Below are 18,574 nucleotides of genomic sequence, written 5' to 3' on the forward strand. Positions count from 1 at the left end.
ACGGCCGGCGGCGGCGGCGGCGGCGCGTAGACCGGCTCGACCGCGCCGAACGCATAGCGCAGGCCCAGCGTCAGCGAGGAATCCTCGTAGCGGCCTTCGTACGGACCGACGTCGACGCCCGCCCAGTTGTCGAACGTCTCGAATTCCATGTTCGACAGCAGGTAGCGGTAGGTCAGGTCCATGTGGGCCCGATCGCTGATCGCCCAGGCCAGGCCGACGATAGCTTGCGCCGCCAGCTTGGCCGAGCTGTCGTCGGCGCCGAGCGCGATGGTGCGGTCAGCGGCGAGCGTGCCGAGGAACTCGGTGTTGACCCGGTTGATGCCGGCGCCGAGGCCGACGAACGGACGCAGCGCCGAATCAGCGGCGCCGAAGTCGTAGATCACGTTGGCCATCAGGGTGGTCGAGGTGATCTCGCCGTCCGCGTTGTTGCAGACGCCCACGGCCGGGCTGACGTTGCAGAGGAAGGCCGGCGTGGCGCCGACGTTCACTTCGCCGAGATCGCCGGGGCGGTAGCCGCCTTCGAGTTCGACGCGCCAGTTCTCCGTGAACCGGTAGCCGAGACGGGCGAAGCCCGTCCAGTCCGGCTCGATGTCGAAATCGATGTTCCGGCTGGTTGCGACGCCCGCCGTATGCCAGCCGGCGTCAATCGCGCCGTACCAGCCGTTCGGTTCGGCCGCCGCGGCGCCGGCCGACAGGGCTAGCGCCCCGGCGGCGCTGGTCGCCAGAATGAAAGTCTTAACGCGCATGGGTGGAGGCCCTCCGCAGCCCAAGTGATTTTTTCAGGGCGGCGCACGAACCGCCGCTTGCACCCTCATAACAGCCCCGCTCGCTCAGGTCGAGACGAAGAAGCTCCGAACTCATCCAAGCGTGGCCATTACGCTACAGGGGCGTGTCGACCGGCCTGCTGCGGCCTGTTTCCGCCGCCGGGAGGCGGAAAGCGCATTCCAAACAGCGAACTTCGTCGGCGCGCGCCCGGCCCCGCGGCCTGACGGACTCCATCGGTCAGGCCGGCCGCGGGCTCGATCGAGTCGCCGGTCGAGCGCCTCAGGGCCGACCTGAATACAACCCGACGCCGTCCATGGCTCTATAACCTCGGCGAGTATGTGCAGGCCGTCTGGCTTTCCGCGCGTTTGCTTCCCGGCCGCGCAGAACAGGCCGTCAGCCCCCGCCGGTCCGATTGGTCGCCTTGCCGGTTCCCTCGCAGACCGGGCAAACCTCGCCGGAGGGCAGAACGCCGGCGCCGAGGCATTCGGGGCAGAGCGTCGGATCCGGGTGCTGCAGCGACGCCGGGTCGGTCGGGTCGGAAGGGGTCAGGTCCCGATCGTCGATGTCGTGTTCGTTCATCCAGGCGGAACGGGCGCGCAGGGGTCCGGTTTCATGATGACACGACGGTGGCTTGGCATTACGGACCCGCTGGATGGACGAGACAGAACGGCAATCCGAAGATCGCGGCTGGGACACGGCGAAGACCTTGGCCGAGGCCTTGCCGTACATCCAGATCTACGACCGCAAGACGGTCGTCATAAAATATGGCGGCCACGCCATGGGCGAGAGCGCCGTGGCCAAACAGTTCGCCGCCGATGTCGTGTTGTTGAAGCTGATGGGGGTGAACCCGGTGGTGGTCCACGGCGGCGGGCCGCAGATCAGCGCCATGCTGGAGAAGGCAGGGGTCAAGTCGAGCTTCGTCGACGGGCTGCGGGTCACTGATTCGGACACCATGCAGGTGGCCGAAATGGTCCTTTCCGGTGCGGTGAACAAGGAGATCGCCCACTGGATCACCATGGCCGGGCGTAAGGCGGACGTCCGTGGCATCGGCCTCTCCGGCAAGGACGCCGGTCTGCTGACGGTCGAGAAGACCCGGCGCACCAAGCGCGACCCCGACAGCATGATCGAGCACGAGGTCGACCTCGGCTACGTGGGCGAGCCGACGAAGGTCGATCCGAAGCTGGTCGTCCGCCTGCTCGAATCCGATGCCGACTGGGTGCCCGTCATCGCGCCGATCGGGGTGGCCGAGGATGGCCAGACTTTCAACGTCAACGCCGACACCGTGGCGGGAGCCCTGGCCGGCTCGCTGAAGGCCAAGCGCATGCTGCTGCTGACCGACGTGGCCGGCGTCAAGGGCGCGGACGGCGAGATCATCCGCCAGATGACCGTCGCAGAGGCCTCAAGGCTGATCGACGACGGCGTCGCCACCGGCGGCATGATCCCCAAGCTGCAGACCGCCATCGCCGCCGTCCGGGACGGGGTCGAGGCCGTGGTCATTCTCGATGGCCGGCGCCCGCACGCCATGCTGGTCGAGCTGTTCACCGAACACGGCGCCGGGACGCTGGTGAAGGCGGAAGAATGACCGCCGAGCCTGTCCAACCGACCGAGGTCGGCGCCGATCTCCGCCATGTGCGCAGTTGGCTTTTCGATCTGGACGACACCCTCTATCCGCCGGAGCGCCAGATTCTGAAGCGGGTCAGCGCGCGCATCGGCGAATTCATGGTGCGTGCGACGGGCCTGCCGCTGGAGGAGGCGCGGGCGCTGCAGAAGCGTTACCTGCTCGACCATGGGGCCGCGCTCGGCGGCCTGATGAAGGACTACACCATCGATCCCGAAGCCTTCCTCGCCGAAGTGCATGATGTGCCGCTGGACGATCTGGAGCCGGACGAGGGTCTGCGGGCCGGTCTCGAACGCCTGACGGGACCGCGCTACGTCTTCACCAACGGCTCCACGCGCCACGGCGAGCGGGTTCTGGAGCAACTGGGAATCAGTGATCTGTTCGATGGCCTGTTCGCGGTCGAGCACGCCCGGCTGGTGCCCAAGCCGCACCCCGACACCTTCGCGCTGATGCTGGACCAGTTTCGACTGAACCCGGCCGCGACCGCCTTTTTCGAGGACACCGTCCGCAATCTCGACCATGCCAAGGCGCTGGGCATGACCACCGTCCTGGTCGGGCCGCACGCCTTCGACGCGGAGGCGCCGTTCGTCGACCACCGGGCCGCCGCGCTCGGCCCCTTCCTCGCCACCGCCATCCTGCCGGGAGACCCGACATGACTGATCTGGAAGCCGTCATCGAGGCTGCTTGGGAGGCTCGCGCCGACATCTCGGTTTCGACCCACGGCGATATCCGCAAGGCCGTCGACCAGGCGCTGGAGATGCTGGACGCGGGCGAGGCCCGGGTCGCTTCCCGCGGGGCCGACGGCGTCTGGACCACGCACCAGTGGCTGAAGAAGGCGGTGCTGCTGTCGTTCCGCCTCAACCCGAACACGCGCATGGGCGCGCCGGTCGGGGCGACCATGGGCGTCAGCGACCCGACGCCCGGCCCCTACTGGGACAAGGTCCCGGTCAAGTGGAGCCGCTGGACCGAAGCTCATTTCGAACAGGCCGGCTTCCGCGCCGTGCCCGGCGCCGTGGCCCGGCGCGGCGCGTTCATCGGCAGGAATGTCGTGCTGATGCCCAGCTTCGTGAACATCGGCGCCTATGTCGACGAGGGCTCGATGGTCGACGCCTGGGCCACGGTCGGGTCGTGCGCCCAGATCGGCAAGAACGTCCACCTGTCCGGCGGCGCCGGCATCGGCGGCGTTCTGGAGCCGCTGCAGGCCAATCCGACCATCATCGAGGACGGCTGTTTCATCGGCGCCCGCGCCGAGGTGGCCGAGGGCGTGATCGTCCGCGAGGGCGCGGTGCTGGCCATGGGCGTCTATCTGTCGGCCTCGACCAGGATCGTCGACCGCGCCACCGGCGAAGTCTTCCGCGGCGAGGTGCCGGCGTATTCCGTGGTGGTGCCCGGCGCCCTGCCCGACCCGAAGGGCGGGCCGTCTCTGTATTGCGCGGTCATCGTCAAGCGGGTGGACGCCCAGACGCGGGCCAAGACGGGCGTCAACGAGTTGCTGCGGGATTGAAGCTGGACGGCGGACGCGACACTCTGCGCGCGGAGGTGCTAATGTCCGACCGCCTTGCCGCCGCCTTCGATTTCAGGGGAAGACTGAGCTTCGTCGGTCACGAGCGACTGACGCGCAAGCTCCTGCTGCTCTCGATCGTTCCCGTTCTGGGTCCGATGTTTCTGCTCATCGCCGGGGCGCCGAGGCTGCTGGCGTTGACCCCCTTGGCGTTGCTCGTCCCGCTGCTGGTTGCGTTCATGGCGGCGCATGCGCGGCGGATGCACGATCTGAACCAGCATGCATACGTCGTCCATGGACGCCGGGGGCTGATCCTCGCTCTCGCGATCGCGCCGGCGCTTACGGCCTTCCTCATGCCCGGACTGCCGGACTGGGCGATACTGGCCCTGCCGGCGCTGTCTCTCGTTGTCGTGGTGGTCAGCACAGTCCGGTCGCTCTTCGTCGCGCCCCTGGAATGGCGGCGCGGCGACCCAGGCCCGAACCGCTTCGGTCCGGCCCCGGAATAGCTCTACCGCGCCGCCAGCCGCACCAGCTTACCGTTCTGTTCGTCGGTGATCACCCAGACGGCGCCGTCCGGCCCGACCGCCACATCGCGGACCCGCTCGCCCAAGTCGGTCAGCACCCGTTCCTCGCCGACGACGCGGTTCCCGTCCAGCACCAGACGGGCGAGGTGCTTCTCCTTCAGGCTCGCGACCAGCAGGTTTCCACGCCACTCCGGGAACATGGCGCCGTCGTAGACGGTCATGCCGCCCGGAGCGATGACCGGGTCCCAGTAGTAGACCGGCTGCTCGGTCCCCTCTCGCGCGGTGATCCCCTGATTGATCGGACCGCCGCGGTACTCGACCCCGTAGGCGACCTCCGGCCAGCCGTAGTTGACCCCGGCCCGGTCGAGGTTGATCTCGTCGCCGCCGCGCGTGCCGTGTTCGACGGTCCAGACCTTGCCGCCCGCGATGGCGATCCCCTGCACGTTGCGGTGCCCCAGCGACCAGATTTCCGGCAGGGCGCCCGCGCGGCCGACGAAGGGGTTGTCGTCCGGAACCGAGCCGTCGGCGTTGATGCGGATGGTCTTGCCCATGTGCGAGCCAAGATCCTGCGCCTGCGGCCGCATCGGGGCGTCGGAGCGCTCGCCCAGGGTGACGAACAGGCGCCCCGCATCGTCGAAGGCCAGGGAGGAGCCATAATGCATGGTCCCGTCGTAGGTCGGGAGGGCGCGGAAAATGACCTGCACATTCTCGACGCGGGCCCCGTCTTCCGCCAGCCGGCCCCGCGCCACCGAAGTCGCGTTGCCGCCCTCGCGCGGTTCGGAATAGCTCCAATAGATCAGCCGGTCCTGCCCGAAGGTCGGTCCGACGGCCACATCCAGCAGCCCGCCCTGCCCGCGCGCATCGACGGCGGGAAGGCCCGCGATCGGCTCGCCCATCACGCCGTCGGCCGTGATGATGCGCAGCCGGCCCGGCCGCTCGGTCACCAACCAGCGGCTGTCGGGCAGCTGGGCCAGGCCCCACGGCTCGACCAGGCCCGAGGCGACCACCGTGTGCGTCAGCGCCGCCTCGGTTCGAACGCCCGGGGCGCGGGTCTGGCCGGGAAAGGCCGCGGCCTGGGCGGCCCCGTTCGGCGGGCGGCTCTCCACCGGATCCCCGGTGATCGCCGCGGCGGGGTTCTGTTCCTGGCCGGCGCCGCCGCATGCGGCGGCCAGGGCCACGGCGGAGACCGAGACGGCAAGGACGAGGAGGCGCATGAGGAACCCTTGTGAAGTGGTCGGTGGCGGAGCGAAGCAACGACCTTTGAGTTCCCCGGGGGCCAGTGCAAGCCCGTAGGCGCACGGAGGTCTTCGGGACGGCTTGAATCCCGTCGCCGCCCCCTCTATAGGCACGCCTCTTCCGGCGGATAGACCAGTTCCCGCCGGGGCTCGAGAGATCGGGGCTGGGTAGCTCAGCTGGTTAGAGCGGTGGATTCATAACCCACAGGTCGGCGGTTCGAGCCCGCCTCCAGCCACCATCGCCGTCCGAAAAGATCAGCGGGAGCGGCAGGTCTGCCGGATGCGCAGAGCCATTTGCCGTTCGCCCGCCTCATTGGCCATGGCGCGGGCCTCGCGGCACTTGCCCTCGTTGATCAGGGCCTGGATCCGGTTGGCCAGCTCGACCCGCTCAGCCCCGTACTCGGCCTCGGCCTCCTCGGGCGTCATAGCGCTGGCGCGCTGCATCGCCTCGCTCTCGAAGCGCCAGCTTTCCTGCTGCTGGGTCATGCGGCCAATGGGGCCGCCGCTGGCCTGCTGGGCGCTCGGCGGCCCGCCTCCGCCAACCTGGGCGAAGGCCGCCGGCGCCAGAAGGACACCGAAAAGGGTGACTGCGAGAAAGCTGTTCGCGCGCATTGGACGCTCCTTGGTCATGCAGGACCCGCAACGCAAGATACCACCGCTTCGCGAAATCACCAGCGGCAACCGTCGCCGCGCCTCCCGCGTTCAACGATCAGGTTTCAGCGCTGAAAGGGGGATAATCCCATGCACATCCGATCCGTCGCCGTGGCTGCACTGGCAGCCCTCACTCTCGGCGCCGCAGGTTGCAACGAGGCCGAGCAGGACGACGCCCAGGCCGACGCCAACGAGGCCGGTTCCGCGATTCAGGAAGAAGCCGCCCAGGTCGGCTCGGCCATCGCCGCCGGCGCGGGCGAGGTGGCCCAGGAGGTCGACGAGGCCACGGACGAACTGGCCCAGGAAGCCGACGAGCAGAAGGCCGAGACCCGGACAGACGAGAAGGGCAACCAGCCCTGACGGTCAGGCCGGCTCCGCCAGCAGGGCGTCGACGAGGGCCCGTGCTTCCGGACTGGCCCAGTCCGCCTCGCCCGAGAAGTGGGCGCGGATGCGGCCCTGACGGTCCAGCAGGACGGTCTGGGGCATCTTGCCCTCGCCCGGCAGTTCGAAAGGCAGCTGGAATTTCATGTCGCTGTAAAGCGGCAGGGGTTCGTGCACGTCGATGAAGCTGCGGGCGTCGGCGAGACCATCCTCGGTGGCGTCGACATTGATCGGCAGCACCACCAGGTCCCGGCCCGTATAGGCCTCGGCCAGGCGCGCCAGGGTGGGCATCTCGGTGCGGCAGGGGGCGCACCACATGGCCCAGAGGTTGACCACCACCACCTTGCCCCGGAACTGGGCGAAGGTGGCGTCGGCGCCGTCGCGGGTCTTGAACACATAGGCCGGGGCGACGGCGAGGGCGGCCGGGGTCTCCAGCCGGGTCAGCGAGCCGGTGGCGAAGCGGGCCAGTTCGCTCTTCGCGGGCGGTTCGGGCGCGGCGGCTTTGAAGAAGGCGTCGCGATTGGCGTATAGCAGCCCGGCGCCCGCGATCATGCCGACCGCCAGCGCCGCCGCGATCGCCATCCCCGCCGCCTTCGAGCCCTTCATGACACAGCCTTTCCAACCCGATCCCACAGTTAAGCCTTCCCCGGAGCCGGAAGGTCAAGACATGTGGGGCGGCCGCTTCTCCGCCCGGCCGGCCGACATCATGCAGGCGATCAACGTCTCGATCGGCGTCGACCGGCGGCTGTGGGCCCAGGACCTCGCCGGTTCGCGGGCCCACTGCCGCATGCTGGCGGCGCGCGGCATCGTGACCCAGGCGGACGCCGACGCCATCCTGGGCGGGCTGGACGCCATCGAGGACGAGATCCGCGCCGGGACCTTCCCGTTCCGCGACCAGTTCGAGGACATCCACATGAACGTCGAGGCGCGGCTGGCCGAGCTGATCGGCGAGCCGTCCGGGCGCCTGCACACCGCGCGCAGCCGCAACGACCAGGTGGCGACGGATTTCCGGCTGTGGGTGCGGGGCGCCTGCGACGCGGCGGTGGAACAGCTGCAGGGCCTGCAGGCGGCCCTGCTGGCCCGGGGGGAGCAGCACGCCGGCGACCTGATGCCCGGCTTCACCCATCTGCAGCCGGCCCAGCCGGTGACCTTCGGCCACCACCTGATGGCCTATGTCGAGATGTTCGGGCGCGACGCGGGACGGTTCGCCGACGCCCGGGCGCGGATGAACGAGAACCCGCTGGGCGCCGCGGCCCTGGCCGGGTCGCCCTTCCCCATCGACCGGCACATGACGGCGACCGAGCTCGGCTTCGATCGGCCGATGGGCAATTCCCTGGACGCCGTCTCGGACCGCGACTTCGCGCTGGAGAGCCTGGCCGCCGCCTCGATCTGCGCCGGGCACCTGTCGCGGCTGGCCGAGGAGATCGTGGTGTGGATGACGCCGCAGTTCGGCTTTGTGACCCTGCCGGACGACCTGACCACCGGCTCGTCGATCATGCCCCAGAAGCGCAATCCCGACGCCGCCGAGCTGGTGCGGGCCAAGACCGGCCGGATCATGGGCTCGCTGGTCGCCCTGTCGACGGTGATGAAGGGCCTGCCGCTGGCCTATTCGAAGGACATGCAGGAGGACAAGCCGCCGGTGTTCGAGGCCTTCGACGCCCTGACCCTGGCGCTGGGAGCCATGACCGCCATGGTCGCGGCCCTGCGGCCGGACACGGAGCGGATGCGCGCGGCGGCGGGGTCGGGCTTCTCGACCGCGACCGATCTGGCCGACTGGCTGGTGCGGGAACTGAACCTGCCGTTCCGCAAGGCGCACCATGTCACGGGCGCCGCCGTGAAGCGGGCCGAGGCGCTGGGCGTGGACTTGGCGCAACTGCCGCTGACCGAACTGCAGTCGCTTGAACCCGGCGTCACGGAAGCGGTTTACAAGGTGCTCACTCCCGAGGCTTCCTGCGCCAGCCGCCAGAGCTTCGGAGGCACGGCGCCGGAACAGGTCCGCGCGCGCATCGCCGAGTGGAAGACGCGTCTCGCGTCGAAGGAACTGTGATGAAGAAACTCGTTCTCGTGGGCGTCGCGGTCCTGATGGCGATCCCGGTCTCGGGCTGCGGCCGCATGGCCGACCTCGAGGCCCCGCCGGCCCGGGAGACCGAGCGCAGCCTGCCCAGTGGCCGGGGCCCCGGGCCGGTCGAGCCGGCGACGGTCTATCGCCCGCCCAGCCAGCAGCCGATCGACGGCGGGCCCAGTTCGAACCCCTACGGCGGTTCGGGTTCCAGCCCCCGCTAGGACCTTGCACCATTTCGACCGCATCGACGGCGCCCTCCACGCCGAGGCCGCGCCACTGGAGGCAATTGCCGGGGCCGTCGGCACGCCGGTCTATGTCTATTCGACAGCGACCCTGACGCGGCACTACGGCCTGTTCCGCGAGGCCGTGGAGGCGCACCCGGGCGCCCTCGGAGAGGCGCTGATCGCCTTCGCGGTCAAGGCCAACTCCAACCTGTCGGTGCTGGCGACGCTGGCCCGGCTGGGCTGCGGCGCCGACACCGTCTCGGAGGGCGAGATCCGGCGGGCGCTCAAGGCCGGAATACCCGGCGAACGCATCGTCTTCTCCGGCGTGGGCAAGACGGACGCCGAACTGGCCTTCGCCATTGAGGTCGGGGTGCGCCAGATCAACGTCGAGAGCGCCGTCGAACTGGACCGGCTGATCGGCGTGGCCGCTTCGAAAGGTGCGGCGCCGGAGATCGCCATCCGGGTCAATCCTAAGATCGGCGCCGGCGGACACGCCAAGATCACCACCGGCGGGGCGACCGACAAGTTCGGCGTCCCGGCGGAGGAGGCGCCCGCCCTGTACGCCCGCGCCGCCGCCTCGCCGCATGTGACGCCGGTCGGACTGGCCTGCCATATCGGCAGCCAGATCACGACGCTGGAGCCGCTGGAGGCGGCCTTCCGGGCCCTGCGCGAAATGACGCTGGCGCTGCGGGCGGACGGCCTGGAGGTCAGCCGGCTGGACCTCGGTGGCGGGCTGGGCGTGCCCTATCACGGGCAGTCGGACCTGCCCTCGATCGAAGCCTATGTCGGCATGGCCGCGCGCGTGCTCGAGGGGCTGGAGGTCGAGGCGGCGTTCGAGCCGGGGCGGCTGTTGGCCGCCAACGCCGGGGTGCTGCTGAGCCGGGTCATCCAGGTCAACGCCCGCAGCGACGGTCGGCGGTTCGTGGTGCTGGACGCCGGGATGAACGACCTGATGCGGCCCGCGCTGTACGACGCCTTCCATGACGTCGTGCCAGTCCGCGCGCGGGCGGGCGAGGCCGGGCCGTACGATCTGGTCGGGCCGATCTGCGAATCCACCGACGTCTTCGCTCGTGACCGCCGGTTGGCGCCGGTTCAGGCCGGCGATCTGGTCGCCTTCATGGGGGCCGGGGCGTACGGGGCGGTTCTGGCGAGCGAGTACAATTCGCGCCCGCTGGTCCCGGAGGTGCTGGTCGACGGCGACCGCTGGGCCGTGGTGCGGACGCGGCCGTCATACGAGGCGATGTGGGCGCGGGAGCCCGAGGCGGACTGGCTGGGCTGAACCCGTCAGCATAGCGTCACGCCTCCCCGCCTCTGCTCGAACAGGGGGAGAAGGAAGAGGTCGTCTCAATCCAGCGCGCAGATGTCCGGGAGCCCGCGCAGGGTGCCGGCGTGGTCGAGGCCGTAGCCGACGAGGAAGCGGTTGGGCGCGTCCCAGCCGACGAAGTCCGGCTCGGGGGCGCGTGGCAGGGGCCAGGGCTTCTTCGCGAAGACGCAGGTGAGGACCTCGGCGGCGCCCGCCTCTGTCGCGATGCGCACAGCCTCGGCCAGCGACAGGCCGGTGTCGAAGACGTCGTCGAGGATCAGGACCTTGCGGCCGGCGATCGGGCGCTGGAAGGGGGCATAAACGTCGATCCTGCCGCGGCTGGACTGCTCGTCGCCGTAGGAGGCCAGCCACAGGGCGTCGAAGCGGACGTGGCGGCCGAGGCGCGACAGGGCCCGGGTCAGGTCGGCGGCGAACCACAGGCCCCCGGTCAGCAGCACCGCCGCCACGGTCTCGTCGTCGGTCACGGGCGCGATCTGGCGCGCCAGGTCGGCGACGATGCGCGCGACCTCCGCTTCCGGCAGCAGGACGGTCGGGGTCGGGGTGTCAGCCATGCGAGGCGGATACCGCCTCGAGCCCTTGCGAGTCGATAGCCGGGGACGCCACGATGGGCACCGCATCGATCGGCTGCATCTCGAGCGGGGCCGAGGAGTCGGCCGCCAGGGCGGGACGCAGGCCGCCGACGTCTGCGGTGGGCAATGGCCGGTGTACGGCCGGGGCGGCGGGACGCAGGGCCGCCCTCGCGGGCGGCGCCTCCGCCTCCAGCACGAAAGCCACGCCGACGCCCTGCCCCCTTGCGCCGGGATCGGGGATGACGGCGGCGAAGCCCTGAACCTTGCCGGGCAGCACCGGCGCGGCGTCGATGCGCACCACGGCGTGGCCGATCTCGGCTCCCTGGCGGTCCAGCAGGGCGACCCGCACCGGCGGCGCGATCCGCTCGTCGTCGCGCACGTTCCTGAGGGCGCCCGAGACCAGCACCTTGCCGGGATCGCTAGGCAGGGGTCTGGCGCTGACGGCCTCGAAGTCGAGGCCGGTCGGATTCACGGTCAGGCCGACCGCGGCGTAGGCGGCGGCGGCGCGGGGGGCCATCTCGACCACCTCGACGCGGAACAGCCAGGCGGAAACCAGCAGGGCGGCGAACCCGGAGGCGATGCCGGCCCAGACCGCGCCATGGGTCGCGGCGCGGCGCAGGCGGCGCTGCTGCTCGGCCCGGGCGCGGAAGGCGCGCGGCAGTTCGGGCGCCGGCGTCTCGGCCAGCGATTCGGCGACGGGCTCGTCGCGGCGGGCGAAGCTGGACGGTTCGACGCCAGGCGGCGAGGCCGACAGCTCCAGCGGCTCTTCCAGCGTGGCGCGCCAAGTGTGTTTGCAGCTCTTGCAGCGCACGGTGCGGCCGTCGGGGCCGATCGCCTCGTCGGGGGTGAAATAGCTGGTGGCGCAGGACGGACAGGTCAGTATCATGTGCGCTGACTGAGAGGCGTTCCGCCCCCTCCCGTCGCGGCTCACGGCCGCGTCCTGACCCAAAATCGATGTCCGTTCAGCCCCACCGCGCCGCCTTGACCGCCCCCGCGACCGACACCGCCCGCCTTTCGGACGTCGGCTTCGGCTATGCGGGCGGCCCTGACGTGCTGAGGGACGTTAACCTCATATTGCCCGCCGGCTCTTTCCACTTCCTTACCGGGCCGTCGGGGGCCGGGAAGTCGACGCTGCTGAAGCTGCTGACCCTGGAGACGCGTCCGACGGCCGGCCGCGTCGAGTTGTTCGGCGAGGACGCCGGGTCGCCGCCCCGGTCGGCCGTTGCGGCGTCCCGGCGGCGGATGGGGATCGTGTCCCAGGACTTGCGGCTTCTGGACCATCTGTCCGTCTTCGACAACGCGGCCCTCCCGCTGCGGCTGGCGGGCGGCAAGCGGGACGCCTACGCCGCCGACGTCATGGAAGTTCTGGACTGGGTCGAACTCGGCGACCGCGGCGACGACCGCCCCCCCGCCCTGTCCGGCGACGAGAAACGGCGGCTGGCCTTCGCCCGCGCCGTGGTCGCCAGCCCGGAACTGATTCTCGCCGACGAGCCCGCCGTCGGCCTCGACGCCGCCATGGGCGGGCGACTGCTGAGACTGTTCCAGGCGATGAACCGGGTGGGGACGACAGTGCTGATCGCCAGCCACGACGAGGCGCTGGCGGCGGCGTCCGGCGCTTCACTGTTGCGGCTCGAGGGCGGCCGGCTGATCGGAGTCCCGGCGTGATCGGGCGGCTGATATCGAGGCAGGCCAGGATCGTCCCGCGCAACGGCGGGGGCGAGCCATGGCTGGCCGCCGTCATCGCCGCGCTGCTCTTCCTCGCCTGCCTGTCGGCCGTGGGCGCCGTGGCCGCGGACCGGGCCGCGCAGGGCTGGGCCCGGCAGCTGCGCGCCGAGGCGACGGTGCAGGTCCGGCCACGCGTCGGCGAGACCGGGGCCGAGGCCGCCGCCCGCGCCGCCCAGACGCTGGCCGGCGTGGCCGGGGTCGAGGAGGCGGCGGCCATGGACCGCGAGACGGCCGAGGCCCTGCTGCGGCCGTGGGTGGGGGACGCCGTCCTGCCCGACCTGCCCCTGCCCTATCTGGTCACCGTGCGGCTGGACCCGGACGCCCCGGCCAGCGCCGTCAGCCTCAGCCGCGCCCTCGCCGAGGGCGGCGTCGACGCCACCGTAGACGACCACAGCCTGTGGCGCGGCGAGGCCGAGCGGTCAGCGGCCCTGATCACCACCCTGGCCCTCGCCGCCTTCCTGCTGACGGCGGGGGCCGCGGGGGCGGCCATCGTCTACGCCGTCCAGGCGGGGATGGCGGCGCAGACGTCCCTCATCGAGACGCTGAGCCTGAACGGGGCCGACGACGGGCGGATCGCCGGCCTGTTCCAGACCCGCTACGCCCTGCTGGCGGCGGGGGCCGGCGCGGCCGGGGCGGGCGCGGCGATGGTGCTGGTCGCGGGGCTGCGGTTCCTGGGCGGGGCGGACGGCGTGACCCCCGCCCTGCCGCTGGCGTGGAGCGACGTGCTGATGCTCTCGCCATGCCCGCTGCTGGCCGCTACGGTGGCGCTTGTCGCGGCGCGGATCACCGCGCTGGCGCGTTTGCGGGGCGGTCGCTAGGTTAACGCCATGAAGTTTCTCACCTTCATCGCCATCATTGTCGTGATCTGGCTGGTCGGCCTGTTCGCCTTCGCCGACCGGGTGCGCGGCTATACGCCCGCCGCCGAGCCCGCACGGGCCGACGCCATCGTGGCCCTGACCGGTCCGTCGTCCGAGCGGGTCAACGCCGCCATCCGCCTGCTGGAGCAGGACAAGGGCAAGCGGGTGCTGATCTCGGGCGTCAACCGCGAGGTCCGCCGCCAGGAGCTGCGCGCCCTGACTCCGGGCTCGAACAAGTTGTTCAACTGCTGCGTCGACCTCGGCTTCGAGGCCGAGGACACCATCGGCAACGCCCAGGAGATCGCCGCTTGGGCCGACGCCAAGGGCTACGACAGCCTGATCGTGGTGACCTCGGACTATCACATGGCGCGGGCCCTGACCGAGATCCGGGCGGCTTCGCCGGAGCTCGAGCTGACGCCTTATGCCGTGGAGACGCCGTCGCTGGACAATTCGCGCTGGTGGCGGGCGGCCGTGACGGCGCGGCGGATGACGCTGGAGTATATGAAGTATCTCGCCGCCCTGGGCCGCGCCCTGGTGGGCGGCGGCGCCTATGAGCGCCAGACGACGGCGGCGGACGCCCCGGCCGAAAAGGCCGCCTGAGGTGACCAGCCTGCGTTCGCTCGTCTTCGTGCTGTGGCTCTATCTGTCGATGGCCCTGTTCGCGGTCGGCCTGTCGCCGGCGCTGCTGCTGCCGCACCGCTACGCCATGGGCGTGATCCGCGGCTGGTCGCGCTTCGTGCTGTTCGGGCTGCGCTGGATCGTCGGGGTGAAGGTCGAGTTCCGTGGGCTGGAGCACCGCCCCGAGGGTGCCGCCCTGGTCGCCGGCAAGCACCAGAGCATGCTCGACGTGATCGCGCCGTGGCTGGTGCTGCCGGACAACTGCTTCATCATGAAGAAGGAGCTGCGGCCCCTGCCCTTCTTCGGCTGGTTCGCGTGGAAGACCGGGATGATCGCGGTGGACCGGTCGGCGCATTCCAAGGCGCTGAAGGAGATGGTGCGGCAGGCGCGCACGCGTTTCGCGCAGGGGCGGCAGATCCTGATCTTCCCGGAGGGGACGCGCACCCCGGTGGGAGCGGCGCCGGACTACAAGCCGGGGATCGCGGCGCTGTACCGCGATCTTGAGTGTCCCTGCACGCCGATGGCGACCAACTCGGGGGTGCATTGGCCGGCGCACGGGTTCCGGCGCTATCCGGGGACGGTGGTGTACGAGTTGCTGCCGGCGATCCCGGCGGGGCTGAAGCGGGCCGAGTTCATGGCGGCGCTGGAAGAGCGGATCGAGGGGGCGTCGAACGCCCTGATGCGGTCCGAAGACCACTAGCGACGGCTTCCCGCCCTTCGCCCGCGGACGTAGGGTGCGGCTCCTCACAGGAGATCGCCCATGCCCGAGTCCGTGAAGTCCCTCCTCGACGCCGCCCACGCCGCCGTGCCGCGCATTTCGGTCGATGAGGCGCAAACCCTGGTCGCCGCGCGCGACGCCCTGTTGCTCGACGTGCGCGACCCGGCCGAGGTCGCCGCGTCGGGGAAGCTGTCCGGGGCGCTGAACGTGCCGCGCGGCATGCTGGAGTTCCGCGCCGATCCAGAGACGCCCTACCACCTGCCGGAGTTCCGCAAGGACCGGCCCGTGGTGTTGTACTGCGCCTCGGGCGGGCGGTCGGCGCTGGCCGGTCGGACGCTGCAGGCCATGGGCTATCCCGAGGTGCTGAATCTCGGCGCCTTCAAGGACGCCAGCGCGGCGGGGTACGCGGTCGAGGCGGCGGTCTAGCGCAGACTGTCCCACGGCAGGGCGTGCACCCGGTCCTTGCCCAGCGCCGCCGCCATGGGCGGATCCCCGAACAGGCCGGCGATGGCCGGGTCTCTCACGTCCAGCCCGCCGGTGAAGGCACCGAAAGCGGGCAGGATCGCGCGGCGGCCGTCGGTGACGAAACAGGAACGGCGGACGCCCCGGCCGTAGGCGGCGACGCGGGCGGCGGGGTGGAGGTGGCCGGCGATCTCGCCGGGGCGGTCGCCGGGCCGGGGCTCATGGATCAGGCGGAGCGAGCCGAGGGAGAGGGTCTCGACCACCTCCCCGGTCAGGGTGTCGAGGCTCCCCGCGAGGGCGGCGATGTCGTGGTTGCCCTCGAGCCAGATCCAGTCGCGGCCGGCGGCGAGCCGGTCGAGCCGGGCCTTGTCGTCGGCCGCCATGCGGCCGATCGATTTCGAGTCGTGGAAGCTGTCGCCGAGCAGGACCACGGCGGCCGGCTGCAGGGCGTCGATCTCGGCTTCGAGCCGGTCGAGGGTGGCGCGGCTGTCATAGGGGGGCAGCATCTGGCCCCGGGCGGCGAAGGCCGAGCCCTTCTCCAGATGCAGGTCGGCGGCGATGAGGGTGCGGTGATTGAGCACCCACAGGGCGCCGGAACGGCGCAGCACGCAGGGCTCGCCCTCGATGGAGACGCGCAGGCCGCCGCTGGGGCAGCGGGCGGGGGAGAGGAGATTTCTGAGGGCGGCGTTCACTGGGCGGCCTCGGCGGGGGCGTCGCCCATGACCTCGGCGATCAGGTCGGCCTCGTCGAAACCGTAGGCGCTGGCGTCGAGGATCATCTCGGCCGCCTGCCCGCCGCCGACGCGCTCGCGACCGATCTGGACCAATACCGGGACGCAGAAGGGCGAGGGGCGTTCGAGCCGAACCAGTCGGATATTGCCGTGAATCCGCTCCAGCAACTGGCCCAGACGGGCCACGTCGAGCAGGCCTGCGGCCGCGTCGGCGCGGGCGGTCTTGAGCAGCAGGTGATCGGGTTGATGGCGGCGCAGCACGTCGTAGATCAGGTCGGTCGAGAAGGTCACCTGCCGGCCGGTCTTCTCGTTCCCCGGCTGGCGTTTCTCGATCAAGCCGGAGATCAGGGCGCAATTGCGGAAGCTGCGCTTCATCATGAAGCTCTCCTCCAGCCAGCTCTCGAGGTCGTCGCCGAGCATGTCGGGCTCGAACAGGGCGTCGAGGTCGAGATCGTCCATCGGCCGGATCGACCAGATGGCCAGCGAATAGTCCGTGCAGACGAAGCCGAGCGGTCCGACGCCGAGCCGGTCCAGACGCCGGGTCAGCAGCATGCACAGGGTGCCGTGGGCCAGCCCGCCGGCGAACGGATAGGCCACGAGAAAATGCCGGCTGCCGCGCGGGAAGGTCTCGACCAGCATGGTTTCGGCATCGGGGATGGCGGATTTCTCTTCCTGCAGCGCAAGCCACTCCTGCACGTCGGGCGGCAGGACACGCCAGTGGTCGCGGTCCTCGATCATGGTGCGGACCCGGTCGGCCAGCGAGCGCGACATGGGGAATTTTGATCCGCCCCAGGACGGGATCTTGGGGTCGCGCGCCTGTGCGTGGGTGACCAGGGCGTCCATGCCGGCGATGCCCTGGAAGGCCCAGACCTGGCCGGCGAAGACGAAGGTGTCGCCGGGGGTCATCGGTTCGAAATAGCTCTCCTCGGCCTCGCCGACCTTGCGGCCGCCGATCAGGCGCTGGCCGCGACGCGAGGCGACGCGGACGTTGAGGGTGGCGGCGGCGACGATGGCGCCGACGTTCATGCGGTGGCGCTGGGCGGTCTGGGCGTTGCGCACCTTCCAGCGGCCCTCGCCGTCTCGCACGATGCGGGCGAACCGCTCATAGGTGCGCAGGGCGTAGCCGCCCGTGGCGACCAGATCGACGACCTCCTCGAACTGTTCCCAGGTCAGGCCGCGGTAGGGGCCGCAGCCGGTCACCTCGGCGAACAGGTCCTGCATCGTGAACGGCTCGGAACAGGCGCAGCCCATGACGTGCTGGGCGAGGGTGTCGAGGGTGCCGGTGTGGACCGGCTCCCAGTCGAAGGCGTTCTCGGCCACCGCCTCGCGGGCGGCCTGGCACTCGAGCATTTCGAACCGGCTGGCGGGGACCATCAGGGCGCGGGACGGCTCGTCGAGGCGGTGGTTAGCGCGGCCGATGCGCTGGACGAGGCGGCTGGCGCCCTTGGGCGCGGCCAGCTGGATGACGAGGTCGACGTCGCCCCAGTCGATGCCGAGGTCGAGCGTCGAGGTGCAGACCACGGCGCGCAGGTCGCCCCGCGCCATGGCCGCCTCGACCTTGCGCCGCTGCTCGGCGGCGAGGGAGCCGTGGTGGAGGGCGATGGGCAGGTTGTCGTCGTTGATGGCCCACAGCTGCTGGAAGACGAACTCGGCCTGCCAGCGGGTGTTGACGAAGATCAGGCTCATGCCGGCGCGGCGGATGGCGTCGTAGACCTCGGGGATGGCGTGCTGGCCGGTGTGGCCGGCCCAGGGGACCTTGCCCTCGGAGACGAGGACATCGACGACCGGCGGGGCGCCGGGGTCGCCGCGGACGATCACCACATGTCCTTCTCCCCCTGGGGGAGAAGGTGGCCCGTCAGGGCCGGATGAGGGGTAGGCCGGCTCTGGAACGGCCAGCGGCGCGGATGAGGAAACATCCCCCTCATCCGAGCGGCTCCGCCGCCCACCGTCTCCCCCGAGGGGAGAAGGAAGACCGGGGCTGAGCCACCCCGCGATCATCTCCGGGTCGTCCACCGTCGCCGACAGCGCCACCCGGCGCATCGCCGGCGCATACGTCTGCAGCCGCCCCAGCCCCAGGCTCAGCAAATCCCCGCGCTTGCCGCTCCAGATGGCGTGGACCTCGTCCAGCACGACGCATTTCAGGTCGGCGAAATACGACCGCGCACCGTCCCAGGCGCAGAACAGGGCCAGCTGTTCGGGGGTGGTGAGCAGGATGTCGGGCGGGAAGTCGCGCTGGCGCTGGCGCTTCGAGGCCTTGGTGTCGCCGGTGCGGCTCTCGACGTGGATGTTCAGCCCGATCTCGCGGATGGGCGTCATCAGGTTGCGCTCGATGTCGGTGGTCAGGGCCTTGAGCGGCGAGAGATACAGGGTGTGGACCCCCGATCCCGGGCCGGTGGCCGGCTTCGGGCCGCGCTCGGCCAGTTCGACCAGCGAGGGCAGGAAGCCGGCCAGGGTCTTGCCGCCGCCGGTCGGGGCGACCAGCAGGGCGTGCGAGCCCGCCTGCGCCGCCGCGATCATCTCGAGTTGATGACCGCGCGGGGCCCAGCCGCGGCCGGCGAACCAGTCGGCGAAAAGCGGCGGAAGCGTTGCGGGAGCGGGCGGCGGCGTCAC

22 protein-coding genes and 1 tRNA gene are annotated in these 18,574 nt (G+C 70.9%); 14 read left to right on the forward strand and 9 right to left on the reverse strand.

All coding sequences use genetic code 11. From position 1 onward, the window contains the following. Together ACSQ1L_RS09405 and ACSQ1L_RS09410 are read right to left on the reverse strand one after the other, a co-directional pair. The coding region (locus ACSQ1L_RS09405; protein ID WP_435994276.1) for an outer membrane protein at positions 1-746 on the reverse strand (746 nt) is incomplete at its 3' end. Positions 747-1,158: 412 nt separating this feature from the next. Further along, a complete protein-coding gene (locus ACSQ1L_RS09410) occupies positions 1,159-1,344 on the reverse strand; it encodes a hypothetical protein (RefSeq protein WP_435994278.1) in 186 nt (61 codons plus the stop codon). A gap of 73 nt (positions 1,345-1,417) precedes the next feature. On the opposite strand from ACSQ1L_RS09410, the gene argB reads away from it, so the two are divergent. Genes argB through ACSQ1L_RS09430 form a run of 4 tightly spaced genes read left to right on the forward strand, consistent with a single transcriptional unit; the run spans position 1,418 to position 4,390 of the window. Beyond that, complete coding sequence (argB, locus tag ACSQ1L_RS09415) at positions 1,418-2,347, forward strand: acetylglutamate kinase (protein ID WP_435994279.1); 930 nt, start codon at positions 1,418-1,420, stop codon at positions 2,345-2,347. Further along, a complete protein-coding gene (locus ACSQ1L_RS09420; protein ID WP_435994281.1) occupies positions 2,344-3,039 on the forward strand; it encodes a pyrimidine 5'-nucleotidase in 696 nt (231 codons plus the stop codon). Before argB ends, ACSQ1L_RS09420 begins: the two co-directional genes overlap by 4 nt. Continuing rightward, positions 3,036-3,887, forward strand: a complete 852-nt coding sequence (gene dapD, locus ACSQ1L_RS09425) for a 2,3,4,5-tetrahydropyridine-2,6-dicarboxylate N-succinyltransferase (RefSeq protein WP_435994282.1) — start codon at positions 3,036-3,038, stop codon at positions 3,885-3,887. Before ACSQ1L_RS09420 ends, dapD begins: the two co-directional genes overlap by 4 nt. Positions 3,888-3,928: 41 nt before the next feature. Next, the gene (locus tag ACSQ1L_RS09430; protein ID WP_435994284.1) at positions 3,929-4,390 is read left to right on the forward strand and encodes a hypothetical protein; all 462 of its coding nucleotides are present in this window, start codon (positions 3,929-3,931) and stop codon (positions 4,388-4,390) included. Positions 4,391-4,392: 2 nt separating this feature from the next. On the opposite strand, the gene ACSQ1L_RS09435 is transcribed toward ACSQ1L_RS09430, so the two are convergent. Continuing rightward, entirely contained in the window at positions 4,393-5,622 is a 1,230-nt protein-coding gene (locus tag ACSQ1L_RS09435) for a PQQ-dependent sugar dehydrogenase (protein WP_435994286.1), read from the reverse strand. A gap of 183 nt (positions 5,623-5,805) precedes the next feature. On the opposite strand from ACSQ1L_RS09435, the gene ACSQ1L_RS09440 reads away from it, so the two are divergent. After that, a tRNA-Met gene (locus ACSQ1L_RS09440) sits at positions 5,806-5,882 on the forward strand. 16 nt (positions 5,883-5,898) lie between these two features. Here the strand turns inward: ACSQ1L_RS09440 and ACSQ1L_RS09445 are convergent. Beyond that, positions 5,899-6,255 carry a hypothetical protein gene (locus ACSQ1L_RS09445; protein ID WP_435994288.1) on the reverse strand — a complete coding sequence of 119 codons (357 nt, stop codon included), beginning with the start codon at positions 6,253-6,255 and terminating at the stop codon, positions 5,899-5,901. 129 nt (positions 6,256-6,384) lie between these two features. Between ACSQ1L_RS09445 and ACSQ1L_RS09450 the strand changes: the two genes are divergently transcribed. After that, positions 6,385-6,654, forward strand: coding sequence for a hypothetical protein (locus ACSQ1L_RS09450; RefSeq protein WP_435994290.1), 270 nt, complete (start codon positions 6,385-6,387; stop codon positions 6,652-6,654). Positions 6,655-6,657: 3 nt separating this feature from the next. Here the strand turns inward: ACSQ1L_RS09450 and ACSQ1L_RS09455 are convergent, their stop codons facing one another. Further along, a complete protein-coding gene (locus tag ACSQ1L_RS09455) occupies positions 6,658-7,281 on the reverse strand; it encodes a TlpA family protein disulfide reductase (RefSeq protein WP_435994292.1) in 624 nt (207 codons plus the stop codon). A gap of 61 nt (positions 7,282-7,342) precedes the next feature. Here ACSQ1L_RS09455 and argH point away from each other — a divergent pair, with 61 nt between their 5' ends. Genes argH through lysA form a run of 3 tightly spaced genes read left to right on the forward strand, consistent with a single transcriptional unit; the run spans position 7,343 to position 10,240 of the window. After that, positions 7,343-8,722 carry an argininosuccinate lyase gene (gene argH, locus ACSQ1L_RS09460; protein ID WP_435994294.1) on the forward strand — a complete coding sequence of 460 codons (1,380 nt, stop codon included), beginning with the start codon at positions 7,343-7,345 and terminating at the stop codon, positions 8,720-8,722. Further along, complete coding sequence (locus ACSQ1L_RS09465) at positions 8,722-8,958, forward strand: hypothetical protein (protein ID WP_435994296.1); 237 nt, start codon at positions 8,722-8,724, stop codon at positions 8,956-8,958. Before argH ends, ACSQ1L_RS09465 begins: the two co-directional genes overlap by 1 nt. Before the next feature lie 4 nt (positions 8,959-8,962). Then, positions 8,963-10,240, forward strand: a complete 1,278-nt coding sequence (gene lysA, locus ACSQ1L_RS09470) for a diaminopimelate decarboxylase (RefSeq protein ID WP_435994298.1) — start codon at positions 8,963-8,965, stop codon at positions 10,238-10,240. A 65-nt stretch (positions 10,241-10,305) separates the two neighbouring features. Here lysA and ACSQ1L_RS09475 read toward each other — a convergent pair whose 3' ends face one another. Beyond that, entirely contained in the window at positions 10,306-10,836 is a 531-nt protein-coding gene (locus ACSQ1L_RS09475) for a phosphoribosyltransferase (RefSeq protein WP_435994300.1), read from the reverse strand. Continuing rightward, positions 10,829-11,740: an MJ0042-type zinc finger domain-containing protein gene (locus tag ACSQ1L_RS09480; protein ID WP_435994302.1), complete on the reverse strand. Its 912-nt coding sequence runs from the start codon at positions 11,738-11,740 to the stop codon at positions 10,829-10,831. Before ACSQ1L_RS09480 ends, ACSQ1L_RS09475 begins: the two co-directional genes overlap by 8 nt. Positions 11,741-11,808: 68 nt before the next feature. On the opposite strand from ACSQ1L_RS09480, the gene ACSQ1L_RS09485 reads away from it, so the two are divergent. The 5 genes from ACSQ1L_RS09485 to ACSQ1L_RS09505 are packed head-to-tail and all read left to right on the forward strand — an operon-like array spanning position 11,809 to position 15,198. Next, positions 11,809-12,519: a cell division ATP-binding protein FtsE gene (locus ACSQ1L_RS09485; protein WP_435994304.1), complete on the forward strand. Its 711-nt coding sequence runs from the start codon at positions 11,809-11,811 to the stop codon at positions 12,517-12,519. Beyond that, the gene (locus tag ACSQ1L_RS09490; RefSeq protein WP_435994306.1) at positions 12,516-13,397 is read left to right on the forward strand and encodes a cell division protein FtsX; all 882 of its coding nucleotides are present in this window, start codon (positions 12,516-12,518) and stop codon (positions 13,395-13,397) included. Before ACSQ1L_RS09485 ends, ACSQ1L_RS09490 begins: the two co-directional genes overlap by 4 nt. A 9-nt stretch (positions 13,398-13,406) precedes the next feature. Continuing rightward, on the forward strand, positions 13,407-14,036 hold the full coding sequence (locus tag ACSQ1L_RS09495; RefSeq protein ID WP_435994308.1) for a YdcF family protein: 630 nt from the start codon (positions 13,407-13,409) through the stop codon (positions 14,034-14,036). A 1-nt stretch (position 14,037) separates the two neighbouring features. After that, complete coding sequence (locus ACSQ1L_RS09500; protein WP_435994310.1) at positions 14,038-14,754, forward strand: lysophospholipid acyltransferase family protein; 717 nt, start codon at positions 14,038-14,040, stop codon at positions 14,752-14,754. Positions 14,755-14,814: 60 nt separating this feature from the next. Further along, positions 14,815-15,198 (forward strand): rhodanese-like domain-containing protein, encoded by a 384-nt coding sequence (locus tag ACSQ1L_RS09505; protein WP_435994312.1) that lies wholly within the window; start codon positions 14,815-14,817, stop codon positions 15,196-15,198. Here ACSQ1L_RS09505 and pdeM read toward each other — a convergent pair. Beyond that, positions 15,195-15,926, reverse strand: a complete 732-nt coding sequence (gene pdeM, locus ACSQ1L_RS09510; protein ID WP_435994314.1) for a ligase-associated DNA damage response endonuclease PdeM — start codon at positions 15,924-15,926, stop codon at positions 15,195-15,197. The genes ACSQ1L_RS09505 and pdeM overlap by 4 nt on opposite strands. Beyond that, on the reverse strand, positions 15,923-18,481 hold the full coding sequence (locus ACSQ1L_RS09515) for a ligase-associated DNA damage response DEXH box helicase (RefSeq protein ID WP_435994578.1): 2,559 nt from the start codon (positions 18,479-18,481) through the stop codon (positions 15,923-15,925). Before ACSQ1L_RS09515 ends, pdeM begins: the two co-directional genes overlap by 4 nt. Positions 18,482-18,574 lie beyond the last annotated feature (93 nt).

Source organism: Brevundimonas sp. LjRoot202 (genome assembly GCF_964253355.1).
Taxonomy (GTDB): Bacteria; Pseudomonadota; Alphaproteobacteria; order Caulobacterales; family Caulobacteraceae; genus Brevundimonas.

Excerpts from the sequence above, each read along its gene's own strand:
- ACSQ1L_RS09505 (WP_435994312.1), top strand. The coding sequence starts at position 14,815 with ATGCCCGAGTCCGTGAAGTCCCTCCTCGACGCCGCCCACGCCGCCGTG.
- ACSQ1L_RS09480 (WP_435994302.1), bottom strand. The coding sequence starts at position 11,740 with ATGATACTGACCTGTCCGTCCTGCGCCACCAGCTATTTCACCCCCGAC.
- ACSQ1L_RS09465 (WP_435994296.1), top strand. The coding sequence starts at position 8,722 with ATGAAGAAACTCGTTCTCGTGGGCGTCGCGGTCCTGATGGCGATCCCG.
- ACSQ1L_RS09430 (WP_435994284.1), top strand. The coding sequence starts at position 3,929 with ATGTCCGACCGCCTTGCCGCCGCCTTCGATTTCAGGGGAAGACTGAGC.
- ACSQ1L_RS09420 (WP_435994281.1), top strand. The coding sequence starts at position 2,344 with ATGACCGCCGAGCCTGTCCAACCGACCGAGGTCGGCGCCGATCTCCGC.
- ACSQ1L_RS09495 (WP_435994308.1), top strand. The coding sequence starts at position 13,407 with ATGAAGTTTCTCACCTTCATCGCCATCATTGTCGTGATCTGGCTGGTC.
- ACSQ1L_RS09455 (WP_435994292.1), bottom strand. The coding sequence starts at position 7,281 with ATGAAGGGCTCGAAGGCGGCGGGGATGGCGATCGCGGCGGCGCTGGCG.
- ACSQ1L_RS09410 (WP_435994278.1), bottom strand. The coding sequence starts at position 1,344 with ATGAACGAACACGACATCGACGATCGGGACCTGACCCCTTCCGACCCG.
- ACSQ1L_RS09475 (WP_435994300.1), bottom strand. The coding sequence starts at position 10,836 with ATGGCTGACACCCCGACCCCGACCGTCCTGCTGCCGGAAGCGGAGGTC.
- ACSQ1L_RS09435 (WP_435994286.1), bottom strand. The coding sequence starts at position 5,622 with ATGCGCCTCCTCGTCCTTGCCGTCTCGGTCTCCGCCGTGGCCCTGGCC.
- ACSQ1L_RS09450 (WP_435994290.1), top strand. The coding sequence starts at position 6,385 with ATGCACATCCGATCCGTCGCCGTGGCTGCACTGGCAGCCCTCACTCTC.
- ACSQ1L_RS09445 (WP_435994288.1), bottom strand. The coding sequence starts at position 6,255 with ATGCGCGCGAACAGCTTTCTCGCAGTCACCCTTTTCGGTGTCCTTCTG.
- dapD (WP_435994282.1), top strand. The coding sequence starts at position 3,036 with ATGACTGATCTGGAAGCCGTCATCGAGGCTGCTTGGGAGGCTCGCGCC.
- ACSQ1L_RS09485 (WP_435994304.1), top strand. The coding sequence starts at position 11,809 with ATGTCCGTTCAGCCCCACCGCGCCGCCTTGACCGCCCCCGCGACCGAC.
- argB (WP_435994279.1), top strand. The coding sequence starts at position 1,418 with ATGGACGAGACAGAACGGCAATCCGAAGATCGCGGCTGGGACACGGCG.
- ACSQ1L_RS09515 (WP_435994578.1), bottom strand. The coding sequence starts at position 18,481 with ATGATCGCGGCGGCGCAGGCGGGCTCGCACGCCCTGCTGGTCGCCCCG.
- argH (WP_435994294.1), top strand. The coding sequence starts at position 7,343 with ATGTGGGGCGGCCGCTTCTCCGCCCGGCCGGCCGACATCATGCAGGCG.